This window comes from Brevundimonas sp., from assembly GCF_024711105.1.
GTDB lineage: Bacteria > Pseudomonadota > Alphaproteobacteria > Caulobacterales > Caulobacteraceae > Brevundimonas.
The window spans coordinates 1-23558 of sequence record NZ_JANJTL010000038.1 but is presented as its reverse complement, the minus strand read 5'-3'; the positions used below and the strand labels follow the sequence as shown (position 1 = coordinate 23558).

The window sequence follows — 23558 nt, the reverse complement described above, 5'->3', positions numbered from 1 at the left end:
GGGACGCAAACACCGAAGACACCTGTGCGCTCTCCGACGACGGCTTCCCGTCAGCGGCGTGGTCACCACTTCCTGTGCGGCCAGCGATCTCAGGCCCGCCGTCTTGGCCTTCTTGGTCGGGACGCGCAGGTTCATCTTCTCGTGGTCGAAGGTGATCACATAGACCTCCAGCGACATGCCGGCGACTTCCTGGGTCTCGATCCCCGCGACCTTGCCGACGCCGTGCGCCGGATAGACGACCGCGTCGCCGACCTTGAATTCCAGACCGCTCTTGCTCATTCCGAACCTCTCGTTTTGAGGCGACATGCTCCGCGCCGCCGACGGCGACGCCCGACCGCGCGTCGCTCCGTCCCCGGAGTTCCGCGCCGCACCGATCTCATCAGGTGAGAAGAGACACTCGACCTCTGCCGAACGCCGCCGTTCAGGCGGCCTTTCAATAAGGCGGGCGGCCCGCGAAATCCGCGACGCCGCCCGTCAGCACAACCCTATATAGCACAAAAACGGCGAAATTCAAACGGGCTAGAGTCGGGCCTTGAGACGTCAACGCCCCTTGCCGGGCTTGTCCGAAAAGTACTTCTCGAACTTGTCGGTTTCGCGCTCGAACTGTTCGGCATCGGCGGGCGGCACGCCCTTGATGGTGATGTTCGGCCAGACCTTGGCGTAGGTGGCGTTGATCTGGAGCCACTTGCCGTCCGGCTCGTCCTCGGTGTCCGGCTTGATGGCGTCGACGGGACATTCCGGCTCGCAGACGCCGCAGTCGATGCATTCGTCCGGGCTGATGACGAGGAAGTTCTCGCCCTCATAGAAGCAGTCGACGGGACAGACCTCGACGCAGTCCATGAACTTGCAGCGCACGCAGGCGTCGGTGACGATGTAGGTCATCGGTGGGCGAATGAACTCATGCGGGAGGCGGGCCGCACATGGGCCCGCGACGGGGCCCTGTCAACTCGCGGGCTCCAGCGCATAGAGACCCCTCGCCTCCTCGGCCGGGCCGCGGCGCGCGCCGCAGGCCAGGATGGTGAGCTCGGTCACCCGCCCGCCAAGCACGAAGACCAGCCGTTCGCCCGGGCGGATGCTGCGGCTGGCCTTGTCGAGCCGAACCTCCGAGCCGGAGCGGATGAGACGGACGCGACCCTCCTCGACGAAGCGGGCGGCGAGGCCGCGGGTCTTGAAGAAGCGGGCTCGCCAGAGCCAGACATCGATGCGGCAGGTCTCGTCCATCCATCAGCAGAATGCGCGAGGCCGGGCCCCGGCGCCATGGTCAGGCGCCGGACCGGTGCGCGGCGACGCGGAACAGGCCTCCGGCCAGCAGCCAGCCGATCGAGAGCACGACCGTGGCGCCGATGGCGTCCATCGGCCAGTTGGGGTCTTCGGCCCCGACGTTCCCGATCACCGCCCAGGCGCCGATGGCGACCTGGGCCAGGGCGGCGGCGAACATGACGAGCATCAGGACGCGGGCGCGGAACATGCCGGCGACCGCCCAGATGGCCACCAGCAGGGGAATGCCGAGGAACCAGAGGTTGGCGGGATTGTCCTCCGAGCCGATGATCCCGACGGCGCCGCTCACCCAGATCAGGACGAAGCTCGTGCCCAGGGCGAATATGACCCCGCCCAGATAGGCCAGGCTCGGCGCGCGCCACAGGGCGAGTTCGAACACCGCCAGCGAGCCGAACAGCATCCCGCCGGCGAAGACGAAGTCGAAGGCGGTCCATTGGACCTCGTCGGAATATTGCATGGCGATGAGCGGCACGAGCAGCAGGCCGGCCGCGCCGAGCCACAGGATGAAGCTGAGGCGGCGCATGCGGCGGATGAGATCGGTCTGGTCGGTCACGGCGGGCTCCCTTGAGCGCATTTCGAGGTCGCCAGTCTGGCCCGGGCGCCCGGTGAGCGGCATGAGCAAATCCTGAGGTCCCGCTGAAATCGTCCGGGCGAAGGGCGCCGAAGGCGGGCCCCGTTGCCAGCCCGGCGAGGGCGGGGCATCACAGGACGGTCATCCACCTCGGGAAACCGGCTGAACACGTGGCGTCCGGCGGCTATCGCTTCGACAGGTTCCGGCTGGACCCGGAGGACCGGACGCTGACGCGGGACGGCGTTCCGGTCGAGCTGAACGCCCGGTACCTGGACGCCCTGATCCTGCTGGTTCGCGAACAGGGGCGGCTGGTCACCAAGGACAGGTTCCTGGACGAGGTCTGGAGGGGCGTGCCGGTCACCGACGAGGCCCTGACCCAGTGCGTCCGGACGCTGAGGGCCCGGCTCGGCGACAGCGCCACCAGTCCCCGCTTCATCGAGACGGCCCCCAAGCACGGCTATCGCTTCATCGCCCCGGTCAGCCGGGACGGCGAGGCGGAGGCGGGCCGCGACGCGCCCGGGCGGAAGGCGGACTGGGGCGGGCGTCTGTGGCTGGCCGGCGCGGCGGCGGCCGGCGGCGGCTTCGCGGGCATGCTCGGTGGGCTTTTCTACGGGCTGGCGGGCGTGTCGGAGGCGGCGGGGCCCGGCATGGGCGCGACCTCGGTCGTGACGGTCCTGATCATCCTGACACTGGTCATCGGCCTGGTCGGCGGAGCGGCGGTGGGGCTGGGCGTGGCCCTGGCCGGCCGTGACGGACGCCCCGGGCCGTGGGGGATCCTGGGTGGGGCGGTCGCGGGCATGATCGTGGGCGGCCTGGCCCGGCTGGTCGGCTCGGACGCCTTCAGCCTGCTGTTCGGCCAGCCGCCCGGCGACATCACGGGCGCGGGTGAAGGCATCGTGCTGGGCGCGGCCGTCGGGCTGGGGGCCTGGATCGCGGGCCTGGCCGGAGAGCGGCTGTCGCTCAGGATCGGCGTGGCGTCCGGCGGGCTAGCCGGCCTGGCGGCGGGCGCGGCCATCGCGCTGATGGGCGGCCGGCTGATGGCCGGGTCGCTGGCCGAACTGGCCCAGCGTTTCCCGCAGTCGCGCCTGGACCTGGACCAGATGGGCGGCGTCGCCGGAGAGGCCGGATTCGGCCCGGTCACCCAGGTCGCCGTCGGCGCCGTGGAGGGCCTGCTGTTCGTCGCCTGCGTGGTCGGGGCGATGGTTCTGGCGGGGCGGCGGGGGCGATAGCCTCCTGAACCTGCAGTCTGGAAAATGACTGCAACTGCAGCACTGCCATCAGGACGGGGTTTCGTCCTCGGGGCCGGTCGGGGCCGTCATGGCGCGGATGTAGCTCGCCCTGAGATGGTCTTCGGGACGGTAGGGGCCGTCGCGCGGGTCGCGCACCGGCTGGGCGTGGTCGAGCAGGCGCTGGACCCTGAGCCAGGCCGCCGTCTCTGCGGGCTTGTACAGCGCCGCCGCCTCGCAGGCGCGGCGGAAGGCGAAGCCGCGCAGGTCCTCGGCGTCGGGCGAGAACAGCAGATTGAAGGCGTCGTTGTCCCGCGCCGCCTGGATCTCGGCGAACTCCGGCCGGTCGGCGATGACGTCGACCGCGTCCTGGTAGTGGTGATGGCTCCACGCCGGCGGTCCGTCGTTGATCGAGGCCTCCACATCGGTCCGGCGCCAGCCCTCGCGCGCGGCGCGGCCGTAGAAGGTCCGCTGCGACAGCTGATACCGCTCGCACACCACCCGCGCGGTGTCCCCGCCCAGATAGTCCTGGCGCGCGCGGCGCCAGAGCTCTTCGGAGGAAGGGCGCTGGGTGAAGGGCGGGAGGGGCTCGGCGGGGGGGAGGCGTGGGCGTGTCCATGCGCCTATTGGAACATGGGCTGAGGGGGCGGGGGGTTTAGGACCACAAATTTGGAGCAAGTGATTGAAAGCGTTTCGCGGTGAGACGCGCAATACGGGAACGAGTTCGGCTCTTTCCACATAAAGTCAGCTTCACGAGGTCCCGATTCGCTTAGAAAGTGCCGTAATGCCGCGCCCTCTCAGCAACGACGACCTTGGAGAGAAGGGGGAAAAGCGTTTTGGCGAACTGTGCGCAGATGCTGGTTTGACGGCCAACGCTGTCACGCGTGATCGCGCCGGCTTCGATTACATCGTCGATTTCCGCTTCGACGACTCCACAAAGAACCTAGACAGTCGGCCGCCCCCGCCGTCGGTACGGGTTCAGGTTAAGACCCATTGGGCAGACGGCGATGAAGTCCGCCTCAGGCTGTCGGCTGCGGAGCAGCTAATCAAGCACCCAGGACCAAGTTTCATTTGCGCCCTTGCCGTCAATTCCAACGCGGACCTCCAGTTCTCGCGGATGAACGTCATCCATTGCCGTGGCGAGATTGTAGAACGGGTATTAAGGCGTCTGCGCGAGGCTGAGGTCAGAGGCGAAAAGCCAAACAAGATCTGGCTGAGAGTCAAACCTTCCGATTTCTCGTCCGACCGGCCAGTGCACCACGCTGAGCTTCGGAGATGCCTCGAAGATGCGTGCGCACTTAGCCCCTTGGCCTATCTCAAGGAGAAGGACCGGGAACTTAACACTGTAGGCTTTGCACCTGGCGCTAGGGAACTGAAGGTCGACTTCAGTGGCACGCCGGACGACATCACGGATGCCTTCCTGGGTCTACGTCCCATAGACGTGAGCGCAGTGTCTGAGTCTCTGACGCGGTTCGGGATCACCCTGCCTCTTGCAGACGCACCAACCGGTCCGGGCGTTATGCGATTTCAGCCCGCCCCCGAAAAATGCGAAGTCTCCGTTCACACGGACAGCAGTATTTATAATTTTCGGGCCAAGATATTCCGAGCGCCCGCGTATGTTGGTTCGACATTTGGGAAATATAAGGCGCTCATCCGCGCCGGAATTCTACAGATAAAGCTGGCTTTTCATGGCCACGTGTTGAACGCTACGATTTCCCGTGACGAAGCCGCGCCGTTAGACGACGCGCACAAAATTCAAGAATGGTGCGACTTGTATGCGATGCTCGCAGCCATGACCGAAGGCGGCGCTCATTTCACTGTGAAGACGGCTAAGGCGAAACCGCTGGAGTTTCACGCGCACGACCCCGAGTCTGAAGCACGCGAAGACTGGCAAAAGCTTGCTCGCCTCACCAATGCTGCAGCAACCGTTTTCGAACGTGCCGGCGCGCCTAATGCCAAAGCCTCTCTAGAGCACCTTTGGGTTGCGGGTAACGAGTTGACCACGCTGGCTGCTCTGATCCGCGAGCCCGGCCAAGCAGCCAAGGTCACATTCACAACCGACGCCGATGTGCCACTGCCCCGCCCTGGCCCACTCGACATGCTGCTGGGCCATGTCTTCCAGGTAGGCACACATGTTATCGCCTATGGAGCAAAAATCGTAGTTTCTGGCGCTCAGAGTGATGACGGCGTCGAATGGATCTCGACCTCGATGGAGTTACTTGGCGTTGCCCGCGTCAAATCGGAGCGCGGCTTCATGAGCTTCATGCGTCGCCTGCCGCGACAGCCATACGCGGTTTTTACAGGTTTCTACGAAGCTCACTCCCCAACAATTTTCGCTGCCGCAGACATTGGGTCGAGACCAGGAAAGTAGCCCGACCCAACCGTCACTTACGCAGCCTGCGTCCGCATCGGGTCGCCCTCTGAGGACTTGGCCTGCGTTTTAGCGGGCCTAAGCTCGACGGCCCGTGCGGCGGGTAGGCGCTGCGTTGTGAGCGAGACCCGCCAGCGCGGCAAACGGCGAGTCCTTCACGACCTTCACCACCCGCTCCGCCTTGGCCGGCTTGGGCGCGTCCTTCTTCAGGGCGGCGGCGACGGTCTTGGCCTGGTCGGCCGTCCAGCCAAGTTCAGCCAGCGCTTCCTCCCCCAGCGGGCCGCCCTTCGCCTCGCGGCGGGCCTCGGCGAAGCGTTCGAGGGTGAGGACGGGCATGGGGTGGCCGGCGACGAGGCGCAGGCCGTGGGCGGCGAGGCTGTGGGCGTCGTCGCGGGGGAGGCCGGCGGCGTAGGCGAGGAGCAGGGACCGGGCGCGGCGAGCCTGGAGGTGGGGGAGCCAGACGGTGTGGGCGCCGATGCGCAGGCCGAGTTCACGCAGGGCGCGGCGCTCGACCTTGGAGAGCTGGGCGAGGTCGGCCTCGACGGCGTCGCGCGGCAGGAGGCCCCAGGCCTCGGACAGACGCCAGGCGACGCCGCGGGCCAGGCCCTTGAGCCGGCCGTCGGCGAGCGCCTCGTCGAGGCGCTTCAGCGGGCCGAGACGGTGGGCGGCCTGCGCCGACAGCCAGGCCTCGATGCGGCGGGCGGCGCGCTCACGCGCCGGGAGCGGGCCGAGTTCTCCGAACAGGCGGACGCGCGGCGCGAACGGCCGGGCCTGGGGCGTCAGGGCTGCGACCGCCGAGCCGTGCCAGGTGATCGAACCGTCGGGGTGGATGGCAAAGGCCTTGTCGTCGTCGGCGGCGAGCGCGCCGAGGCGGCGGATGACCTCGGGCTCGACCGCCCGACGGGCGGCGGCGCGCAGCGTGCGGGACTCGATGTCCGAGCCGCCCTTGTCGCCCGTGAAGGCCAGGCCGGTCAGATGGCCGACCGTCTCGCCCTCGACCGTGACCAGGCCCTGGTCGGAGACCTGGGCGTAGACCGAGGAGTCCTTGAGCGCGCGCATCAGGACCGAGGTGCGGCGGTCGACGAAGCGGGCCTTTAGCCGTTCGTGCAGGGCGTCGGACAGGCGCTCCTCCAGCGCCTGCAGCTGGCCGCGCCAGGCTTCCGCGGACGCCAGCCAGCCGGAGCGGTTGGCGACATAGGCCAGGGTGCGGGCCTGAGCGAGGCGGCCGGCGAGGACGTCGATCTCGCCAGAGGTGGAGTCGAGCACGGCGAACTGGGGCGCGATCCAGTCCTCGCCCAGCCGGCCGCGCGGGCCGGTGACCGCCTCGAACACCTCGCGCGTCAGGCGGACGTGCTCCTCAAGCGTGGTCTTGCGGAAGTCGGGGATCTGGCAGGCGTCCCACAGGCGGATCAGCTTTGACCGGTCGCGCGCGGCGTAGGCGATCTCGTCCTCGGCGGCGAGGCGGCGCAGGGTGGTCTCGTCGAGCGCCTGGTCGGCGAGCTTGAGGCCCGGGCGCTGGGGCGGCTGGGCGAGCGAGGCCATCAGGGACGGCAGGTTGGTGAAGTCGAGCGCGCCGTTGCGCCACTCCGCCGCCGGGATGGGCTCGAAGTCGTGGGACTCCACCGCGTGGACGAGGTCCTCGTCCATCTCCTCGCACTCGCCCGTCACCCCGAAGGTCCCGTCGCGGGTGAAGCGGCCGGCGCGGCCGGCGATCTGGCCGACCTCGGGCGGGGTCAGCCAGCGGGTGCGCTTGCCGTCGAACTTGCGCAGCGCGCCGAAGGCGACGTGGCCGACGTCCATGTTCAGGCCCATGCCTATGGCGTCGGTGGCGACCAGGAAGTCGACCTCGCCGGACTGGTACATGGCGACCTGGGCGTTGCGGGTCCGGGGGCTGAGGCTGCCCATGACGACGGCGGCGCCGCCCCGCTGGCGGCGGATCAGCTCGGCGATGGCGTAGACGGCCTCGGCCGAGAAGGCGACGATGGCGGTCCTCGGCGGCAGGCGGGTCAGCTTCTTCGGCCCCGCGTAGGAGAGCACCGAGAAGCGGTCGCGGGTGGTGATCTCGGCCTCGGGCAGCAGCCGCCGGATCAGCGGCGCCATCATCGAAGAGCCGAGGAACATGGTCTCGGACCGGCCGCGCGCGTTCAGCAGCCGGTGGGTGAAGATGTGGCCCCGCGAGGGATCGGCGCAGAGCTGGATCTCGTCGACGGCCAGGAACTCGACCGTCCGCTCCAGCGGCATGGCTTCGACCGTGCAGACGAAATAGTCCGGCCGGGCGGGGACGATCTTCTCCTCGCCGGTGATCAGGGCGACGGCGGCCTTGCCCTTCATCAGGACGACGCGGTCGTAGATCTCGCGCGCTAGCAGCCTGAGCGGCAGGCCGATCATGCCCGAGGCGTGGCCGCACATGCGCTCCACCGCCAGGTGGGTCTTGCCCGTGTTGGTGGGGCCCAGCACCGCCGTGACGCGCGACGGCGCCTGGCCGGTCGACCGGTCGCTCATGGTGCGAAGGTGGAGGGTCGGGCCCTCGCGGGCAAGCGTGGCGGCTAGTGGACCGCGTGCTCCAGCGGGCTCCAGGCCGCCGGCGGCTGGATGCCGGCGGGGAAGGTCAGGCGGATGACTGCGAGGTCGCCGTCGCCCTCGATCTCCAGCCGGCCGCGCAGCTGGGTGGCGACGGCTTCGAGGAAAAGCAGGCCGTGGGTCGGCTGGGCGGCGGGCAGGGTCTCTTCGACCGCCATGCCGAAGGCGACGTCGCCGCCCTGCAGACCGATGTCGACGGCGGCCAAGCCGCGCGAGGCGTTCAGCCGGTCGAGCAGGACGACGCCGAGCGCGGTGGCATGCTCCAGCGGCAGGTCGACGCCGTCGCCTCGCACCTCGACCCGGCGGCCCGACCCGCCGACCGAGGCCGCGGCGAGCCGGCGGGCGAAGGCGGGGAAGTCGATAGTCCGGTCCGCGTCGCCGGCGAACTCGCGGTGCATGCGCGAGATCAGCAGGGTGCGCGAGGCGGCGTTGGTGAGCAGGCGCGACGCGTCCGGCCCCGTCTCCTCACCCGCCCGGTGCTCGAGGATGGCGGCGATGAGCTGGAGGTGATTGGTGACCCGCTCGGCGTGGTCGCGGAACAGGCCGGCCTGACTGAGCACCAGGGCCTCGGTCCGGTCGTTGGCCTCGGCCAGCCGGGTCAGCTGGGCGCGGATGGTGCTGAGCAGATAGATGGCCAGGCCCGAGGTGATGGCGAAGAAGACCAGCGACACCCAGCCGCGCGCATCGATCGACAGGGGCTGGCCGGCCAGGAAGCCGAATACAGCGACCGTCGACAGCAGGGCCGTGAGAACCGCCGGCCGTGCGCCCAGCCAGTAGGCGGCCAGGATCACGGCCGGATAGAAGACCGTCATGCCGTAGCCGCTGGCGATGGCCGGCGCGAGCGCCACGCGGACGGCCAGGGCCACGAGGAACAGCAGAATCGCCCCGGCGTAGCGGGCCCGGGCGCTGCGCTGGACCAGCGTCCGGAGCGATGCGGCGAAGACGGCCCCCTCGGTCACCCGCCTACTTCGGCGCCAGGATCATGATCATCTGGCGGCCTTCCATGCGAGGCTCGTACTCGACCTTGGTGACCTCCTCGAAGTCGGCCTTGACCTTCTCGAGCAGCTTCATGCCCAGCTCGGGGTGCGCCATTTCGCGGCCGCGGAAGCGCAGGGTCACCTTGACCTTGTCGCCCTCCTCGAAGAAGCGGCGCATGGCCTTGGCCTTCACCTCGTAGTCGTGGGTGTCAATGTTGGGCCGGAGCTTGATTTCCTTGAGCTCGACGACCTTCTGGCGCTTGCGCGCCTCGTTCTTCTTCTTCTGCTCCTGGAAGCGGAACTTGCCGTAATCCAGGATCTTGCAGACCGGCGGATTGGCGTTTGGCACGATCTCGACGAGGTCCAGGCCCACTTCCTCGGCGGCCTCCAGGGCGGCGGAGATGGGCATTTCCCCCTGCTTTTCGCCGTTCTGGTCGATCAGAAGGACGCGGGGAACGCGGATGTCTTGGTTCGTGCGCGGCCCGTCCTTGACGGGGGGCGCCTGCATGGGGCGGCGAATAGGCTGGTCTCCTGGAGCCGTTTAAGTTCGCATGCGGGCGCACCGGCGCGCCGGGGCGTTCCGCAAGCCTGTCTATATGGCCGTGGCGCCGGAAACTGGCAAGCGCGGCCGGGGCGCGGCCGAACGAAGGATGTCAGCTGTGGCCTCCAGGACCTGGGTCACGGTGACGCCGTCCATCTGGCATTCGGTCTCGCTGACGGTGCGGGAGGTTGCGCCAAACTCGAACCGGGCGTGCGGATCGCGCACGATCCGGTGCTCGACGGCCCAGGGGCCGTAGAGCCGCTCGTCGGTCGGGCCGAACAGGGCGACCACCGGCGTATTCATCGCCGCCGCCAGGTGCATCAGGCCGGAATCGTTGCCGACGAAGAGGTCGGACTGGCCGAGCAGGGCCGCCGTCGGCAACAGCGCCTCGCCGGTGAAGTCGAGGATGCGCCGGTCGGGCAGCGCGGTCTGGAGCCGGCGCGCAGCCGGGGCGTCCTCGAGCCCTCCGAGGATCGCCACCGACCAGCCGGACAGGGGCCCGCCGATGCGGGTCGCGGCGTTCAGATAGTCGGCGAAGCGGTCGATCGGCCAGGTCTTGCCGACACGGTTGGCCGACGGCGCCAGGGCCAGCAGCCGGCCTTCGGGCAGGCGGGCGCGGACCCGGACGCGGGTGATGTCGGAGACGTGGATGACCGGCTTGGCCTCCGCGATCGAAGCGCGCACGACCGAAGCCGCCTGCTCGGCCTTGTGGCGGCGGTCGTCGCGGGTCGTGGTCCGCACGTGATGCTTCCGAGCCGCGAGCAGACGCGACACGCCCGACCCGCGCATGTCGGCGATCACCGACCAGTTCACGCCGGCCAGCTGGAGCCAGAGCCGTAGCCAGTGGCCGCTGAAGCGCGTCTTCCTGAGCGGGATGACGCGCTCGACATAGGGCGTCTCGGCGAACAGGGGCGCGGCGACCGGGCCCGCGACGACCGTGAACCGAAGTCCCGGGTGGCGGCGATGCAGCGCCGCGAGCGCTCCGGTGGTGAGGATGGTGTCCCCGATCCGGGTATTGGTGATGAAGAGGCCCCGGCCCGGGTCAGCCATGGGACTTTTCCTCGACGATCGCCGAGCCGGCGGCGACGCTGAGCGCGCGCCTCAGTGCGGCGCGCTCGTCGTTCCTGAGGTAGACCTGCCGGGCCAGCGCCACGAACTCGGCGTCGAAACGCCCCTCCCGCTCGTGGCGGCGCTTGGCGTCCTCGATGTCCCACAGGACGGCGTTCAGGGCCTGAAGCCGGGCGGTGAGATCGGCGAACTCGGGCGTCTGCGGCAGGTCGTCAGCCAGCGCCTCAAGACGGGACAGCTCGCGGCCGACGTTGGCGAGCTTGACCGGATCGGTCAGCCGTTCGGCCTTGAGGCGCAGGATGGTGATCTTGTCGATCAGCTCCCCCACCGAGATGGGCGCGAGAATTTCCATGCTCAGCCGCCGCCCTGACGCCTCTCCGACACGGCCGACAGGCTAGCGCGCGAGGACCGCGCGCTCCAGCACATCCCGATAGACGGCGAAGGTGGCCTCGATCATGGCGTCGAGCGAATAGAGCCGCCGGGCGCGGGCCAGGCCCGCCTGCCCCATGGCGCCGCGGCCCTGTTCCCCCGCCTCGATGGCCTGGGCCATGCGATCGGCCAGGGCTCCGGCGTCGCCGGGCGGGAAGCGCCAGCCAGTCTCGCCGTCGAGGACCGTCTCCAGGGGGGCTCCATGGCCGGCGACGATGACGGGACGGCCCATCAGCTGGGGCTCGACGGCCGTGCGGCCGAAGGCCTCGGGCTCCAGCGACGGCGCGACGGCCACGTCGGCCGCGAGCCAGGCCGCGGGCATGTCGTCGAAGTGGCCGGCTAGTCGAACCTGCGGGCTCAGGCCCGCGCGGCCGATCATGGCCTCGATCTCGGCGCGGTAGGCGGTGCGTCCCTGATCGTCGCCGATCATGACCACAACGAAGTCGTCGCGCCCTTGCGCCTTCAGCCGGTCGGCGGCCTCGACCAGGAGGCCCTGACCCTTCCAGCGGGTCAGGCGTCCGGCCAGGAGGAACAGGGTGCGGCCGTCGTCCGGGCCCACCCCCCAGGCGGCCCGGGCGGCGGCGATACGGTCGGGCGAGACGGCGGCTGGATCGAAACGGGCCAGGTCCGAGCCGCGCGCCACCGCTGTGATCCGCTCGGGCGGCAGGTCGTAGGCGTCGAGAACGTGGCGGCGGGTGTAGTCTGAGTTGGCGATGACGTGATCGGCCCGCGTCATCACCCCGTTGTACCAACGCTTCAGGTCGCTGCGGGCGTTGTAGACGCCGTGATAGGTCGAGATCGACGGAACCCCGCAACGGCGCGCGGCGCGCAGGGCGCTGAAGGCCGGGGCGCGCGAGCGGACGTGGACCAGGCTGACGGTCTCCGCCCGGATCAGCCGCTTCAGCCGGCCGATGTTGGACCAGATGGTCAGGGGATTCTTGGAGGCGACCGGCAGGCGGACAAGTTCGCCGCCGCCGTCGGCCAGCTCGCCTTCGAACCGTCCGCCCTCCGACGCCACGAGTGAACGGCCGCCCGCCTCGACCACCGCGCGGCTGATGTCGACGGTGGTGCGCTCGACGCCGCCGGCGTCCAGGCGCGGGACCACTTGCAGCAGGGTGAAGTTCGGGGGAAGCGTCGCCACCGCCCCGCTCTAGAGGAATGCGACCGTGACCGAAACCTCAGGCTTCTTCGAGCGACCCGATGGGGAGCGCCTCGCCTGGCGGCGCACCGGCGGCCGACAGCCGACCGTGGCCTGGGTCGGGGGCTGGCGTTCGGACATGGGCGGGACCAAGGCCGAGGCCCTGGCGCAGGCCGCCTCCGAGCGGGGCTGGGATTACCTTCGTTATGACCATTTCGCCCACGGCGCCTCGTCCGGCGAATGGCGCAGGGCGACCATCGGGCGCTGGCGCGAGGACCTGATCGCCCTGATCGACGAGGTGATCCAGGGACCGGTGGTGCTGGTCGGATCGTCCATGGGCGGCTGGGTGTCGTGCCTGGCGGCCGTGGCGCGGCCGGAGCGGATCGGGGCCATGGTGCTGATCGCGCCGGCCGCGGATTTCGCTCACGACCTGATGTGGCCATCCCTGACCGACGAGGCGCGCCGCGAGATCCTGGAGCAGGGATTTCACACCGTGACCGACTTCGAGGGGACGCACGATCTGACGCGCGACTTCTTCGAGGAGGCGCGGGGCTGGACCCTGCTCAATGGACCGGTGGCGATCAGCGCACCCGTGCGCATCCTTCAGGGCGCCGAGGACGAGCCGGTGCCGTGGCGGCACGCGCTGAAGCTGGCCGAACGGATCGAGAGCCGGGACCTGGTCTTCAGCCTGATCAAGGACGGCGACCATCGCCTCAGCCGGCCGCAGGACCTGGCGCGGCTGGTGGCGACGGTGGAGGAGGCGCGCGGCCTGGTCCCGTAATCTACCGCTCATCCCGGCGAAGGCCGGGATCCAGATCGAATGGCTCGGGCGTGGCAAGGACGCGCCGCAGGCACCTGAAGCAGCGCCAGCGCTATGTCATCCGGGCCCCGGCATTCGCCGGGGTGAGCGGAATAGGGATCAGCCCTGGGCGGGTCGCAGCTCTGCGACGGCGGCCTGCTGAACCGCGCCACCGCCCTGACGCTCGGCGATCATGGCGTCGATGCGGGCACGCTGGGCCTGGAAGGCGGCCAGTTCGCGGCCGGTGAGGATGGTGCCCTGGGGCACGCGGGCGCCGCGCGGGTTCACGCGCTGGCCGTGGCGCCAGAGTTCATAGTGAAGGTGCGGGCCGGTCGAGGCGCCAGTCGAGCCGACGTAAGCGATGATCTGGCCCTGCTGGACGCGCTGACCGGCGCGGATGCCTGAGCCGTAGCGCGACAGGTGGGCGTAGCCGGTCTCCCAGCCGTCCGAGTGGCGGATGCGCACCCAGTTGCCGTAGCCGCCCCAGCGGCGGGCCTCGACGACCACGCCGTCGGCCGCGGCCACGACCGGCGTGCCGTAGCCGGCCGCGAAGTCGATACCCTGGTGCATCCGGCGATAGCCGGCGATCGGGTGGCGACGCATGCCGTAGTTGGAACTGATGCGGGCGCCGTCGATCGGCGTCTGCAGCAGGAAGCCGCGGATGTTCTTGCCCTCTTCGTCGAAATACTGGGCCTGGGACGCGCCGGCCGGCTGGTAGCGGTAGAAGCGCACGCCCTTCAGCTCGGCGTAAAGCAGCTCACCCGTGTCAACGGTGACGCCGCTCTCGGTGACGGTGCGCTCGAACACCATGGTGAAGGGGTCGCCGGCGCGAATGTCGCGCGAGAAGTCGAGGCGGTGGGCGAAGAGCTGGACGACGCGGGCCACCACCGAGGAGTCGGCTCCAAGCGCGACGGCGGACTGGTGCAGCGATCCGTGGATTTCGCCCGAGGCGACGGTGGTCTCCTGGGTGACTTGCTCGGCCAGTTCGCGGACGCGCAGGGCGCCATCGAAGTTACGGGTCACGGTCAGCTGGGTGGCCGGACCGGTGCGGAGCGTCAGGCCGATCAGGCGGGCGGAGCCGCCGCCCGAGCGCGGACGCGCCACCGCCGTCTCGAAGCGCAGACCGGCGCGGATGTTCACGACATCGAAGCCGTCGGCCAGGCTGCGGACCACGGCGCGCGCCTCGTTGGCGTCGACGCCGGTGCGCTGGACGGCCTGTTCGAGCGTCTCGCCGGAGCGGACCTCGACCGGAACGATTTCGGGATTGGTCAGGCCGTCGGGCGCGGACGCCGCGGCGAAGGCCTGGGATTCGAGCTGGGCCAGCTGGACCGGGGTCAGGCCGGCGGCCTGGGCGGCGGTCTCCAGCGGCTGATAGACGCGCCAGACAAGGGCGGCGACGGCGACGGCGGCGCAGACGGTGAACAGATGCGGAGACACACGCACCGGCTGGCGTCGCGGATCGAACTGAGCCATCGGCCCCCCATTCGTTTCGCGGCGCCGTCAAGAGGCGCCGGGCCACACCCTCGGCCCAAAAAACTCAAGCGGCGCTATACCCTGTCGCGTCGCCGGTGGAAAGTTCGGGACCCTGAGACGCGAATCCCCGGCTTTTCAAGCCTTAGAGGCGGAATCGGAGGATTCCTGGCCTCTACAGCATCAATATGCCGCACCGGATTCGACCATAAGATTAACAAGCTGGAGTGTCCCCACGGTCACGGTTGCGCGTTGGTGTCGTGCAAGAGGGGCGCCGCCTTGCCCGCTTGCGCATTAGGCGCTTGATGTCGCCCTCAGTGATTGGTGAGCGGGCCGGTTGACCCAGAACGAGACGACGACGGCCGCACGCCCTGTTCCTCCGCCGAGGCGCGGACGCCGCCGGCTGCCCCGCGCCGTGATGGCCGCGGGGGCGATCGTCGGCCTGCTGCTGGCGCTGCTGGTCATCGCCTACGCGGCCCGGCGCGAGGCCGCCCGGCAGGTATTGACCGACTGGCTGGAGGATCGCGGAGTCGAGGCCGAGGTCCAGTTCCAGGAGCTGGACTTCGACGGGCTGGTGGCTTCGCTCAGGGCCGGCCCGGCGGACGATCCGGACCTGGTCGTGGAGCGGATCGAGGTCGACTATGCTCTGGGGGCGCCCTGGGCGGGGGGGTTTTCGGTGACGCCGAGCCGCATCCGGGTCGTGCGCCCGCAGGTGAAGGCGACGCTGACGGATGGAGAGATCAGCTTCGGCTCGCTCGATCCGGTCATCGAGGAGTTTCTCGACCGGCCTCCGTCCGACGAGGAAGGCGGGCCGCTGATCCTGATCGAGGACGCGACCGCCCGGTTGATCACGCGTGGCGGCGACCTGAGGGCCACCGGCGACGCGCGGCTCGACGACGGTCGGCTGGTTCGCGCGGACATCGTCCTTCCAGCGGCGCGCCTGCGCGACGAGGCGATCGACCTGGATCTGACGAGCGGCCGGCTGACCGCGCGAGCGGAGGGGGACCGTCTCGTCCTCAACGGCTCAGCCGAGGTCGAAGCGATCCGCGGGCTCGGCATGACCGGGCGCGCGGCGGAGCTTGGTTTCGTGCTGAACTCGCCCTATCCGGACACCCGGCTGCGGCGCGCGGACGGAACGGTTCGGGCCAGGATGGAGCTGTCCGCCGCCGAGGCCGGCTGGGACGGCGGCGAGGCCGACGCCCTGCAAGCCGACCTGACCTTCGACGGCCAGGCCGAGGGGTGGCTGGACGTCTTTTCGCTGGACGGCCGGCTCGACGGTACGGCGGGCGCCGGGGGGCTGAACAGCGGCGATCTCAGCCTCAGCCGCGTCCGCGCCGACCTCAATGGCGAGCGTTTCCGGATCGGGCGCGGGGAGGCGCTCACCTGGCGTTATGACGGCGCGGCGCGGGTGGCGGCAGGGGGGCTTCGGCGCGGCGACATCGCGGCCGAGGGGCTGATGCTCTCCCTGTCGGAAGCCGTTGCGGGCGGTGGCCCGAACGGCACGGAGCTGACGGCCGACGCGGGCCTGACGGCCGTCCGCTTCAGCCAGGATGAGCTGAGCCTGCTGGGCGTCACCGGCGCCTTCGATCTGGACGCCACCTTCACCGGCGCCAGCCTGGTCACATTGCGCGGCGGCGTGCGCTCGCGGGGCGGCAGCTGGCCCATTCTGGGGGCGCCGCGCGCCGAGGACATTCCGGAGCAGGCGGACCTCAAGCGCGCCTTCGGCGCGTTCGCGCTGGATGCGCCCGGCCTGACCCTGCGCACGGGCAGCCCTGGCACGACCCTGTTCCTGACCCGGCCCGCCCGCGTCACCCCGGCGTCCGGCGGCCAGGTGGTGATCGAGACCCGCGAGGGGCAGCCTCTCTACGCCGCCCGGCCCGGCGAAAGCGGCGGCGGGGCCTTCGCCCTGACGGCCACGGGCGGCGGCCTTCCGGACGCGCAGGTCCAGGTGATCCGCTACGACATGGGGCGCGGGATCACAGCCAGGATCGACGGCCGAGCCGAACTGGACTTCGTCCTGGCCCGCGACGTGTCCCTGACGACGGCCGGACGGCTGGAGATCGGCGGCGGGCGGACCGACTACTTCGCCGGGGGCTGCGCGCCCTTCACGGCCGCACTGCTGGAGTTGGGCGAGAACGACGTCCACAACCTGTCGGCCAGCCTGTGTCCGCCGGACGGGCCGATGCTGACCATCGCCGACGGCTGGCGCTTCCGCAGCCAGGCCCGCGAGGTGTGGGCCGAGGCGCCGTTCCTGGGAATGGGCGTGACGGAGGCGACGGGCCTGATCACGGCGGCGGACCGCGGCTCGGGCCTGACCGCCACCGCGGACGTGGCGAGCGCCATCATCTACGACACCCAGGAGCCGACGCGGTTCAATCCGATGCGCGGGACGGGCCGGGTGACCCTGGCGAACGAGGTCTGGGACGGCGCCTTCGAGATCGCTGACCGTGTCCACGGGGCGGATGTCGCCGACCTGACCCTGCGCCACGATGGGCGCAGCGGCGCGGGCGGCCTGATCATCGACGCGCGCGGCGTGACCTTCGCGCCCGAAGGCCTGCAGCCCGCCGATCTGAGCCCGTTCGCCGAACGTGTCGCTCAGTCGCAGGCGTCGGGCGCTGTCGATTTTACCGGCGGTTTCCGCTGGAACGCAGACGGAGCGACCAGTTCGGGCGTGCTGAGCACCGAGGGCCTCGACTTCGTCAGCCCCGCCGGACCGGTAACGCGGCTGAGGGGCGAGGTCGAGTTCATCAGCCTGGCGCCCCTGACCACCGCGCCGGCCCAGCGGCTGAGGGTCGAGCGGATCGACGCCTTCCTGCCGCTGCTGTCGGCGGAGGTGGAGTTCGACCTCAACGCCGACCGGTTGAGGCTGGCCGACGGACGGGTCGAGACCGCAGGCGGTTCGGTCAGCATCGAGCCCCTGGAAATCCCGCTGGACGCCTCCGAGGCCTACGAGGGCGTACTGATCCTCGAGAACGTCCAGCTGGGCGAGCTGATCGGGCGCTCGGGCTTCGCCGACCGGGTCCAGCTGGACGCGGTGGTGTCGGGCCGGCTGCCGTTCGTCATGGGTCCCGATGGCGTCACCTTCATCGAGGGCCGGATCACCGCCGTCCAGCCGGGCCGTCTGGCGATCGGACGCGAAGCGCTGACCGGCCTGCAGGCCGAGGGCGGCGGCGAGGCCGTGCCGCCGAACGCGGTGCAGGATTTCGCCTACCAGGCCATGGAGAACCTGAGCTTCGACACCCTGGACGCCACCATCAACAGCCTGCCGCAGGGCCGGCTGGGGGTGCTCTTCACCATCCATGGCCGCCACGACCCGCCACAGCACCAGGAAATCCGCCTGACCCTGTCGGAGCTGATCCAGCGCGAGTTCATGAACCGGCAGTTGCCCCTGCCGTCCGGCACGGAGATCAATCTGACGCTGGACACGTCGCTGAACCTGGATCAGTTCATCTCCGACCTAATGGAGCTTCAGCGCGCACGCAACGGCGACCGATGAGCGTTCAGAAACGGTTCAGCCGCCCCCGCGTTTGATGGACGGCGAAGGAGACGGAGAAGGCCGATGAAGAGACTCGAAGCCGCGATCCTGGCCGCGATGGCCGCGTTCAGCGTCGCCGTCGCCTGCACGCCCACCATCCGGGTCCAGGTGGACCCGATCAACATCTACGCCAAGCTGGATGCGGACGTCCGCATCCGGCTGGACCAGGAAGTGCGCGACCTGATCGCGCAGAATCCTGACCTGTTCTGAGGGGGATAGGACCATGACCATGCGCAAATCCACCCTGATGGCCCTGATCGGCGCCGGCCTGGCCGCCGCCGCCCTGGCCGCCCCGGCGGTCGTGTCGGCCGCTTCGGCGGCGGTGACCCGTCAGGACGCCCGGACGATCATCAACCAGGCCAAGACGGCCGGGATCGTCGGCGAGATGGCCGACGGCTACCTCGGCGTCCGGGTCGAGGCCCAGATGACCGCCCAGATCCGCGCCGCCATGGCCGAGATCAACGGCGGCCGGGCCGAGCTCTACCGCCAGGCAGCGGTGGCGGCCGGCGCCGGCGACATCGCTACGGGAACCGCGGCGGCGGGAGCCTCGTCCTTCCAGCAGCGCTTCGGCTCCATACCGGCCGGCCAGTGGTATCGCGACTCCGGCGGAGTGTGGCGGCAGAAGTAGGCGCTAGGCCGCGGCCTTCTTCGAACGGCCCAGCAGCGGGAGCAGCAGTCCGTCGGACAGCGCCCGCACGACGGGGACGGCGACCCCGTCCCCGGCCAGCTTGAGAGCACCCCCGGTCGACCCTGGAACCGCGTAGGCGTCCGGAACGCCCATCAGCCGGAGAGCCTCCCGAGCGGTGAGCAGACGAGCCCGAACCTCGCCGTTTTCAACCACGATCACGAACTGGCGTGACGACCCGCCCGCTGGCGTCCGGAGGCACCCGGCCAGCCCGTCGAAACGCGCCTCCAGCCTCTGGGTGCGGACGCCGGCTTCGCGCCGGACCCGCCGGTAGGCGGCGCCGACGCGGCGCTCTCCAGTCGCCAACAGTCCGTCCAGCCGGGCGCGGTGCAACGGCGCCATAAGGTCCAGCAGCCGCTGGGTGCGCGCCGCATCGAACCAGCCCGCGTCTAGGTCGGTCTCGAGCACGGCGGCGAGGTTGGTGTTCCTGAGCGATGGGGTCGGCAGGCGCCACCATCGCCAGGCCGCCCGCGCGGGCTCCGAGAGCCGCTCCCAGGCCGCAACCACACCCCTCGAATGGAACGGACCGCAGGGCCCGGACGCTGCGGGGCCGCCCTCGTCGCGGGTCGCGACGACGAACAGGCGCGGGCGGGACTGGGGCAGCCAGTGCGCCGCATCCATTTCAAGCGCGCCGAACCGCCAGCCGCGCGACGCCAGGAGGTCGCACAGGCCATGGAAATCCTCGCCGCCGCGGGAGGTCAGCAGGCCCACGACATTTTCGATGACGATCAGGCGCGGCGCGCGTCCTTCGGCGTCGAGCGCCTCGATCAGCCGCCAGAATCCCCAGAAGGCGCCGGACCGCCGGGCCGACAGGCCGCCGCGCGCGCCGGCGAGGCTGAGGTCCTGACACGGGGAGGATGCCCATGCCAGATCCGCGACTTCGGCTGGAAGGTCTTCAACACCAAGGGACCAGATGTCCGCCTGAACAAGGCGATCCGGACCGAAGTTGGCGGCATAGGCGCGCGCCTTCACTGGATCGATGTCGTTGGCGAAGCACGTGCGCCAGCCTTCCAGCCCCAGGCGGGCCAGGCCGCCGCCGGCGAAGAACTCCAGGACCGAGGGCGCGTTCATGGCCTGATGGTAGCCGACTCGCCTTGACGGGAAAGGCCCGGGGCGGGCCTATGTTCGGCAAAGCTTTCGCAGAGGTCTTCCCATGCGCCGTTTCCTCATCGCCGCCCCTGCCCTGCTGGCCCTGTCGCTCGCCGCCTGCGAGCCGACGGACAACGGCGACGGCGGCGGTACGACGCCGCCCCCGCCGCCCTCGCTGGAGCTGGGCGGAGTGGACCTGGCCGGTGACGTGAACCTGCTGGGCACCGAGCCCTTCTGGGGCGTGGAGATCACCGGCGGCCAGATCCGCCTGGCGGGCGTCGACCGGCCCGAGATGACCGCGCCGCGCACCACGCCGGTGATCCAGGGCACCACCGGGACCTGGACCTCGACCACCGACGACGGCCAGCCGCTGGTCATCACGGTGATCGACACGGATTGCTCCGACGGCATGAGCGACCGGACCTATCCGCTGACCGCACGGGTGCAGATCGGCATGGAGACCTTGAACGGCTGCGGCGCGTCCTCGGACTTCATCCGCAACACCGACGAGCGCGGCAATCCGCGGCCGAGCGCCACCGCCGAGGACGCGGCTTCGACCGCGGACGGCGAAGCGGCGGCGGAAGGCGATACGCCCGCCGGTTGAGGCCGGTCGGGCGCGGGGCTAAGGAAACCCCATGCCCGACATCACCGACAAACAGTACTTCACCGAGGACGAGGCGCTGGATTTCCACCGGCTGCCCAGGCCGGGGAAGATCGGCGTGCAGCCGACCAAGCCGATGGCGACCCAGCGCGACCTGTCGCTGGCCTATTCGCCGGGCGTGGCGGTGCCGGTCCTGCGCATCGCCGAGGATGAGGACCTCGCCTACGACTACACGTCCAAGGGCAACATGGTCGCCGTCATCTCGAACGGCACGGCCATCCTGGGGCTGGGCAACCTGGGGGCCATGGCCGCCAAGCCGGTGATGGAGGGCAAGAGCGTCCTGTTCAAACGCTTCGCCGACGTCGACAGCTTCGACGTCGAGGTGCGCACCACCGACCCGGACGAGTTCGTCACCGTGGTGAAGAACATCGGCGACACCTGGGGCGGCATCAATCTGGAGGACATCAAGTCCCCGGAATGCTTCGTCATCGAAAGCCAGCTGCAGGACCTGCTGGACATCCCGGTCTTCCACGACGACCAGCACGGCACGGCCATCATCTCGACCGCCGGGCTGATCAACGCCTGCCACATCGCCGGCAAGCGGCTGGAGGACGTCAAGGTGGTGCTGGTGGGCGCCGGCGCCGCGGGCCTGAGCTCCATCGGCCTGATGAAGGCCGCCGGCGTGCGCGCCGAGAACACCGTGATCATCGACCGCGACGGGGTAGTCTACAAGGGCCGGCCGGGCGTCGACCAGTGGAAGGCCGCCCACGCCACCGACACGCCGCTGCGCACTCTGGAAGAGGCCATGGTCGGCGCCGACGTGGTGCTGGGCCTGGCGGCCAAGGGCGCGATCACCAAGGAGATGGTGGCCTCCATGGCCCCCAATCCGATCATCTTCGCCATGGCCAACCCGGACCCGGAGATCACGCCGGAAGAGGTCCAGTCGGTGCGTTCGGACGCCATCATCGCCACGGGCCGGTCCGACTACGCCAACCAGGTCAACAACGTGCTGGGCTTCCCCTACATCTTCCGGGGCGCGCTCGACGTGCGGGCGCGGCGGGTGAACCACGAGATGAAGGTGGCCTGCGCCCAGGCCCTGGCCCAGCTGGCGCGCGAGGACGTGCCCGACGAGGTGGCCGCAGCCTATCGCGGCCGCCAGCTGAAGTTCGGGCCGGACTACATCATCCCCACCCCCTTCGACCCGCGCCTGATCTGGTACATCCCGCCATTCGTGGCCCAGGCGGCCATGGACACGGGCGTGGCGCGCAAGCCCATCGCGGACATGGACGCCTATCGCGCCCGACTGCGCGAGCGGGTCGATCCGTCCGCCGCCCTGATGCAGCGCATCTCCTCGGCCGTGCGCGCCGCGCCCAACAAGCGGGTCGTCTTCGCCGAGGGCGAGGAGCCGTCGGTCATCCGCGCCGCCTGGGGCTTCAAGCAGGCGCAGCTGGGCACGCCGATCCTGATCGGCCGCGAGGAGCTGATCCGCCAGAATGCGCTGGAAGCCGGGCTGAACTTCGACGAGCTGGGCATCGAGATCGCCAATGCGCGGCTCAGCGGAAAGAACGCGGAATACACCGACTGGCTGTTCGAACGGCTGCAACGGCGCGGCTATCTGAAGCGCGACGTCCAGCGGATGATCAACCAGGACCGCAACTACTTCGGCGCGACCATGTGCGCGCGCGGCGACGCCGACGCCATGGTCACCGGCGTGACCCGCAACTTCAACATGGTGCTGCGCGAGGTCCGGCGGGTCCTGGACATCAAGGATCGGATGATCGGCCTGTCGATCCTGCTGGCAAAGGGCCGGACCATCTTCGTGGCCGACACCTCGATCCATGAGATGCCGAGCGCCGAGGAGCTGGCCGACATCGCCATCAAGGCGGCGGCGACGGTGCGCAAACTGGGCAGGCAGCCGCGCGTGGCCTTCATGAGCTATTCGACCTTCGGCAATCCGCCGGGTGAGCGCGGCGAGAAGGTGCGCGAGGCCATCCGGATCCTCGACCAGCGCGGCGCAGACTTCGAATACGAGGGCGAGATGCCGCCCGAGCTGGCGCTCGATCCGGACCAACGGGCCAACTACCCGTTCATGCGGCTGAGCAAGGACGCCAACGTCCTGATCATGCCGGCCATCCACTCAGCCGCCATCTCGACCCAGCTGGTCCAGGCGCTCGGCGGCGCGACCCTGGTCGGGCCCGTGCTGGTCGGCCTGGAGAAGTCGGTCCAGATCGTGCCGCTGGGCGCCGCGGTGACCGAGATCATCACCGCCGCGACCTTCGCCGCCTACGAGGAAGGCGCGGTCGGGGAAGAGACGGAGGGCTAGGCCCTCCGCCGCCCGGTCAGGAGGGCTAGGCTTCAGCCTCTTCCTCGGCCTGCCGCGCCTTGGCCTCGGCTTCCGCCGCCGGCTGGCGCTTGGCCACATAGAAGGCCAGCCAGATCGCGAACACTCCGATGATGGTCGAATAGAGGAAGAAGGTGACGTAGCCCGCGCCGAGGCCCTCGCGCGTCACGCCGCTGGTGGCCGCGCCGGTGACCAGCGATTCCGGCGACAGGTTCGCGAACAGCCCCTTCAGCGGCGCAAGCGGCCCGCCTGCATCCGCCGACCGTGCCGAGGCCTCGACGATACGGCCGGACTGCGAGGCGATGATTTTGCCCGGCAAGGCGTATAGCGAACTGAACAGGGCGTACTGGGTCGCGGTGAAGCCGATCGACGTCAGGCTGGACATGTAGGCGATCAGCGCCGTGCCCGCGAAGCCGGTCGCCACGTTGTCGATGCCGATGGCGATGAACAGCGCGCCGAGGTCATGGCCCTGGGTGGCCAGCCAGGCGAAGACCAGGTTCGACACCGGGCTCATGAAGGCCCCGATCACCATGGTCCGGATCAGGCCGAAGCGGGCGACGGACCAGCCGCCTACGATGACCCCGGCCGATAACGCGATGACTCCGAAGACCTTCCGGACCTCGGCGATCTCTATCAAGCTGAACCCGAGGTCCTGGTAGAAGGGGTTCATGATGTTGAGGACGAAGTCGGCGAGGCGATAGACGCAGATCAGGGCGAGGATCGGCCCGGCCAGCTTGCCGAAGCGGCCGAAGAAGTCCCTGAGCGGGGCGCCGAACGAGCCCGCCAGATAGGCCCCGGGCCGCGTGGGGAGGCCCGGGATCGGCAGACAGGCCAGGGCCAGCAGCCCCAGGCCGCCCGC

21 protein-coding genes and 1 pseudogene are annotated in these 23558 nt (G+C 69.9%); 8 read left to right on the top strand and 14 right to left on the bottom strand.

Translation table 11 applies throughout. The annotated features are described in order from the left end of the window. The 4 genes from Q0M60_RS02725 to Q0M60_RS02710 all read right to left on the bottom strand — a co-directional run. A partial coding sequence (locus Q0M60_RS02725) for a CarD family transcriptional regulator (protein WP_296815618.1) occupies window positions 1-279 on the bottom strand: 279 nt, incomplete at its 3' end. 261 nt (window positions 280-540) lie between these two features. Then, window positions 541-882 (bottom strand): ferredoxin FdxA, encoded by a 342-nt coding sequence (gene fdxA, locus Q0M60_RS02720; RefSeq protein ID WP_296815615.1) that lies wholly within the window; start codon window positions 880-882, stop codon window positions 541-543. Window positions 883-942: 60 nt separating this feature from the next. Next, entirely contained in the window at window positions 943-1221 is a 279-nt protein-coding gene (locus Q0M60_RS02715) for a S4 domain-containing protein (RefSeq protein ID WP_296815612.1), read from the bottom strand. 40 nt (window positions 1222-1261) lie between these two features. Beyond that, window positions 1262-1831: a hypothetical protein gene (locus Q0M60_RS02710; protein WP_296815609.1), complete on the bottom strand. Its 570-nt coding sequence runs from the start codon at window positions 1829-1831 to the stop codon at window positions 1262-1264. A gap of 188 nt (window positions 1832-2019) precedes the next feature. Between Q0M60_RS02710 and Q0M60_RS02705 the strand changes: the two genes are divergently transcribed. Then, the gene (locus Q0M60_RS02705) at window positions 2020-3078 is read left to right on the top strand and encodes a transcriptional regulator (RefSeq protein WP_296815606.1); all 1059 of its coding nucleotides are present in this window, start codon (window positions 2020-2022) and stop codon (window positions 3076-3078) included. A gap of 48 nt (window positions 3079-3126) precedes the next feature. On the opposite strand, the gene Q0M60_RS02700 is transcribed toward Q0M60_RS02705, so the two are convergent. Next, the gene (locus Q0M60_RS02700; protein ID WP_296815603.1) at window positions 3127-3573 is read right to left on the bottom strand and encodes a hypothetical protein; all 447 of its coding nucleotides are present in this window, start codon (window positions 3571-3573) and stop codon (window positions 3127-3129) included. A 286-nt stretch (window positions 3574-3859) separates the two neighbouring features. Here Q0M60_RS02700 and Q0M60_RS02695 point away from each other — a divergent pair, with 286 nt between their 5' ends. Then, window positions 3860-5446, top strand: a complete 1587-nt coding sequence (locus Q0M60_RS02695; protein WP_296815601.1) for a hypothetical protein — start codon at window positions 3860-3862, stop codon at window positions 5444-5446. Between the two features lie 78 nt (window positions 5447-5524). On the opposite strand, the gene Q0M60_RS02690 is transcribed toward Q0M60_RS02695, so the two are convergent. The 6 genes from Q0M60_RS02690 to Q0M60_RS02665 form a co-directional block, all read right to left on the bottom strand. After that, entirely contained in the window at window positions 5525-7948 is a 2424-nt protein-coding gene (locus tag Q0M60_RS02690; protein ID WP_296815599.1) for a helicase-related protein, read from the bottom strand. Window positions 7949-7992: 44 nt separating this feature from the next. Further along, the gene (locus Q0M60_RS02685) at window positions 7993-8985 is read right to left on the bottom strand and encodes a histidine kinase dimerization/phosphoacceptor domain -containing protein (protein ID WP_296815596.1); all 993 of its coding nucleotides are present in this window, start codon (window positions 8983-8985) and stop codon (window positions 7993-7995) included. Window positions 8986-8989: 4 nt separating this feature from the next. Further along, on the bottom strand, window positions 8990-9511 hold the full coding sequence (gene infC, locus Q0M60_RS02680) for a translation initiation factor IF-3 (protein ID WP_296815593.1): 522 nt from the start codon (window positions 9509-9511) through the stop codon (window positions 8990-8992). Between the two features lie 84 nt (window positions 9512-9595). Beyond that, entirely contained in the window at window positions 9596-10594 is a 999-nt protein-coding gene (locus Q0M60_RS02675; protein WP_296815590.1) for a glycosyltransferase family 9 protein, read from the bottom strand. After that, entirely contained in the window at window positions 10587-10964 is a 378-nt protein-coding gene (locus Q0M60_RS02670) for a DUF6165 family protein (RefSeq protein ID WP_296815587.1), read from the bottom strand. The genes Q0M60_RS02675 and Q0M60_RS02670 overlap by 8 nt, the downstream gene beginning before the upstream one ends. A gap of 42 nt (window positions 10965-11006) precedes the next feature. Continuing rightward, on the bottom strand, window positions 11007-12182 hold the full coding sequence (locus Q0M60_RS02665; protein ID WP_296815585.1) for a glycosyltransferase family 4 protein: 1176 nt from the start codon (window positions 12180-12182) through the stop codon (window positions 11007-11009). A 25-nt stretch (window positions 12183-12207) separates the two neighbouring features. Here Q0M60_RS02665 and Q0M60_RS02660 point away from each other — a divergent pair, with 25 nt between their 5' ends. After that, window positions 12208-12960, top strand: coding sequence for an alpha/beta hydrolase (locus Q0M60_RS02660; protein ID WP_296815583.1), 753 nt, complete (start codon window positions 12208-12210; stop codon window positions 12958-12960). A 138-nt stretch (window positions 12961-13098) separates the two neighbouring features. On the opposite strand, the gene Q0M60_RS02655 is transcribed toward Q0M60_RS02660, so the two are convergent. After that, window positions 13099-14451, bottom strand: a complete 1353-nt coding sequence (locus Q0M60_RS02655; RefSeq protein ID WP_296815580.1) for a peptidoglycan DD-metalloendopeptidase family protein — start codon at window positions 14449-14451, stop codon at window positions 13099-13101. A 415-nt stretch (window positions 14452-14866) separates the two neighbouring features. On the opposite strand from Q0M60_RS02655, the gene Q0M60_RS02650 reads away from it, so the two are divergent. The 3 genes from Q0M60_RS02650 to Q0M60_RS02640 all read left to right on the top strand — a co-directional run bounded on the left by Q0M60_RS02650 (window position 14867) and on the right by Q0M60_RS02640 (window position 18611). After that, on the top strand, window positions 14867-17944 hold the full coding sequence (locus Q0M60_RS02650; RefSeq protein WP_296815578.1) for a YdbH domain-containing protein: 3078 nt from the start codon (window positions 14867-14869) through the stop codon (window positions 17942-17944). Between the two features lie 96 nt (window positions 17945-18040). Next, window positions 18041-18193 (top strand): YnbE family lipoprotein, encoded by a 153-nt coding sequence (locus Q0M60_RS02645; protein WP_296815620.1) that lies wholly within the window; start codon window positions 18041-18043, stop codon window positions 18191-18193. A gap of 13 nt (window positions 18194-18206) precedes the next feature. Then, entirely contained in the window at window positions 18207-18611 is a 405-nt protein-coding gene (locus Q0M60_RS02640) for a DUF1318 domain-containing protein (protein WP_296815576.1), read from the top strand. A gap of 3 nt (window positions 18612-18614) precedes the next feature. On the opposite strand, the gene Q0M60_RS02635 is transcribed toward Q0M60_RS02640, so the two are convergent. Then, a complete protein-coding gene (locus tag Q0M60_RS02635; RefSeq protein WP_296815573.1) occupies window positions 18615-19739 on the bottom strand; it encodes a DNA cytosine methyltransferase in 1125 nt (374 codons plus the stop codon). Between the two features lie 82 nt (window positions 19740-19821). Between Q0M60_RS02635 and Q0M60_RS02630 the strand changes: the two genes are divergently transcribed. Both Q0M60_RS02630 and Q0M60_RS02625 read left to right on the top strand, forming a co-directional pair. Beyond that, a complete protein-coding gene (locus Q0M60_RS02630; protein WP_296815571.1) occupies window positions 19822-20361 on the top strand; it encodes a hypothetical protein in 540 nt (179 codons plus the stop codon). Between the two features lie 31 nt (window positions 20362-20392). Beyond that, entirely contained in the window at window positions 20393-22681 is a 2289-nt protein-coding gene (locus tag Q0M60_RS02625) for an NADP-dependent malic enzyme (protein WP_296815567.1), read from the top strand. Window positions 22682-22706: 25 nt separating this feature from the next. Here Q0M60_RS02625 and Q0M60_RS02620 read toward each other — a convergent pair. Further along, window positions 22707-23558, bottom strand: a pseudogene (locus tag Q0M60_RS02620) (permease); the annotation flags it as partial.

Excerpts from the sequence above, each read along its gene's own strand:
- fdxA (WP_296815615.1), bottom strand. The coding sequence starts at position 882 with ATGACCTACATCGTCACCGACGCCTGCGTGCGCTGCAAGTTCATGGAC.
- Q0M60_RS02715 (WP_296815612.1), bottom strand. The coding sequence starts at position 1,221 with ATGGACGAGACCTGCCGCATCGATGTCTGGCTCTGGCGAGCCCGCTTC.
- Q0M60_RS02695 (WP_296815601.1), top strand. The coding sequence starts at position 3,860 with ATGCCGCGCCCTCTCAGCAACGACGACCTTGGAGAGAAGGGGGAAAAG.
- Q0M60_RS02690 (WP_296815599.1), bottom strand. The coding sequence starts at position 7,948 with ATGAGCGACCGGTCGACCGGCCAGGCGCCGTCGCGCGTCACGGCGGTG.
- infC (WP_296815593.1), bottom strand. The coding sequence starts at position 9,511 with ATGCAGGCGCCCCCCGTCAAGGACGGGCCGCGCACGAACCAAGACATC.
- Q0M60_RS02675 (WP_296815590.1), bottom strand. The coding sequence starts at position 10,594 with ATGGCTGACCCGGGCCGGGGCCTCTTCATCACCAATACCCGGATCGGG.
- Q0M60_RS02670 (WP_296815587.1), bottom strand. The coding sequence starts at position 10,964 with ATGGAAATTCTCGCGCCCATCTCGGTGGGGGAGCTGATCGACAAGATC.
- Q0M60_RS02655 (WP_296815580.1), bottom strand. The coding sequence starts at position 14,451 with ATGGCTCAGTTCGATCCGCGACGCCAGCCGGTGCGTGTGTCTCCGCAT.
- Q0M60_RS02650 (WP_296815578.1), top strand. The coding sequence starts at position 14,867 with ATGGCCGCGGGGGCGATCGTCGGCCTGCTGCTGGCGCTGCTGGTCATC.
- Q0M60_RS02645 (WP_296815620.1), top strand. The coding sequence starts at position 18,041 with ATGGCCGCGTTCAGCGTCGCCGTCGCCTGCACGCCCACCATCCGGGTC.
- Q0M60_RS02640 (WP_296815576.1), top strand. The coding sequence starts at position 18,207 with ATGACCATGCGCAAATCCACCCTGATGGCCCTGATCGGCGCCGGCCTG.
- Q0M60_RS02635 (WP_296815573.1), bottom strand. The coding sequence starts at position 19,739 with ATGAACGCGCCCTCGGTCCTGGAGTTCTTCGCCGGCGGCGGCCTGGCC.
- Q0M60_RS02630 (WP_296815571.1), top strand. The coding sequence starts at position 19,822 with ATGCGCCGTTTCCTCATCGCCGCCCCTGCCCTGCTGGCCCTGTCGCTC.
- Q0M60_RS02625 (WP_296815567.1), top strand. The coding sequence starts at position 20,393 with ATGCCCGACATCACCGACAAACAGTACTTCACCGAGGACGAGGCGCTG.